Genomic DNA, 2,137 nt, shown 5'->3' on the forward strand with positions numbered 1-2,137 from the left:
GCCGTGGGCGTATTCGTTGGCGTCGGCGTGTTGGTCGCCGTCGGGGTTGCCGTGGGCGTATTCGTTGGCGTCGGCGTATAGGTCAGCGTCGGGGTGTCCGTCGGCGTCGGGGTATTGGTGGGCGTATTGGTCGGCGTATTGGTCGGCGTCGGCGTATTGGTCGCCGTGGGCGTATTGGTCGGCGTATTGGTCGCCGTGGGCGTATTCGTTGGCGTCGGCGTATTGGTCGCCGTCGGCGTATTGGTCGCCGTGGGGGTCTCGGTCGGCGTCGGCGTATTGGTCGACGTGGGTGGCACCAACGGCAATGTCACCTCAGCATACCCGATCACCTCGCGCGCATTGAAGACCTGCACCAGCGCACTAGTATCGGCACTGAGACCGGTGATGGTAAACGTGATGCTCTTCGTTCCAGCCGGAGCGCCAGCCGGTAAGCGCAACAGCAACGCGCCGCGTGCCACTCCACCAGAGAGGGCATCGGTCACAGCCGATGGATCAACGACCAGCGTTGCTCCGGTGCCAAAGCCGCTAACTGTACCAGCGCTGACATCATTTATTGCAATGCCTAGTGGTAGCGTCATCAAGACACTGCCCCCTGCCGGAATCGCAGCAGTGGTGAACGTAAGGGTGTAGGTTGTGCCAGCCTGTGTCACGCTCACGCTCAATGGATCGCCGGGTGTCATCTCGGCCAGTGCGAAGCGGCGCGCATTGGGCCGGGTGCTGGTTGCATAATAGAGCCGGTACGACGCTCTCTCCTTCAATACGCGCACGGCCCACACTTCATCAGGCGAGCCCACGTTGATCGTGTCCATTGTGCCTGTCCACACCGGTGTGTTCGGTACGGCACGGGTCCAGTTGCGGCCATCAGTTGAGACCAGATAGCCGGTGGTATAACCACTGCTATAACCATTGGCCTCGAACCACATCCGGTAGATCGCACCATCTTTGATCACCATTGGCACACCGACGTTATTGTCGTCGAATTCGCCGAAGGGGCCGGGCTGCACCACCGAGCCATCGCTAAACGTCGCAATGCGTGTCCAGTTGATCCCATCTGGCGAGACGGCGTAGCCAATGCGGAAGGTGTAGCTTGGCGAGGTGCGCACACCTTCAAACCACATCCGGTGGCACTCGCCGCTGGTGCGGCCATCTTCGCAAGGTGCGATCGGCGAAGCTTCATCAACCAGCACCACTGGCGCCACAACATAGTCGGTATCGAATTGGCTACTGTCTCTCGATGGCACGATCATTGCGCCATTTGGGAATGGGCCATTGATGCGCGTCCAGTTAATCCCATCGGTTGACTCGGCTAAGCCGATGCTGTCAATAACACTAAGTGCGGAAAAACCGGTGTAGTACATGCGAAAAACGCTGCCATAACGAATAACATACATTGTGGTTACGCCGGCGTTGTCGAATCTGCCGGGCACGCCGGAACCAACAAAGACTGCGCCGCCCGTTTGCGGTCCCACCACCCGCGTCCATGTGATGCCGTCGGGTGAAACGGCGTAGCCAATCCGCCGGATACCGTCAGTATCAACTCCTACATACCACATCCGGTAGCAGGTGCCGCTCGTGCGGCCATCTTCGCAAGGGCGCAGTGATGAAGCTTCGTCACGTAAGATGCTCGGCGGAAAGATTTCGTTGGTGTCGAAGCTAGTGCCACTGCCGCCACAGCCGCTGCCGGCCTCGCCGAAAATTGCTCCATCAGCGCATGGCCCGCTCACAAATTGCCACGGTTGCGTATTCGGCGCCGGATCGGGCGGCGGCGTCGGTGTTGGCGATGGTCCCGGTGTGTTAGTAGCCGTTGGAGTGCGGGTGGGCGTGTTAGTTGGCGTATTAGTCGGCGTGTTAGTTGGTGTATTAGTTGGCGTGTTAGTTGGTGTATTAGTTGGCGTGTTAGTTGGTGTATTAGTCGGCGTGTTAGTTGGTGTATTAGTCGGCGTGTTAGTTGGTGTATTAGTCGGCGTGTTAGTTGGTGTATTGGTTGCTGTCGGGATGGGAGTATTGGTTGGCGTTGGCGCTACTCCACCGGCGCCAATCGTCACGCTCGCGTATTCGAGTACCTCGCGGCTGTCGAAGGTCTGCACCAGCACGGTGGTGTCTGCCGCAGGCGGGGTGGCAATCGCAAACGAAATAC

1 protein-coding gene is annotated in these 2,137 nt (G+C 59.1%); it reads right to left on the reverse strand.

The features are described 5' to 3' along the window. A partial coding sequence (locus A6A03_RS20535) for a glycoside hydrolase family protein (RefSeq protein WP_483772865.1) occupies positions 1–2,137 on the reverse strand: 2,137 nt, incomplete at both ends.

The sequence above is a fragment of the Chloroflexus islandicus genome, assembly GCF_001650695.1.
GTDB lineage: Bacteria > Chloroflexota > Chloroflexia > Chloroflexales > Chloroflexaceae > Chloroflexus > Chloroflexus islandicus.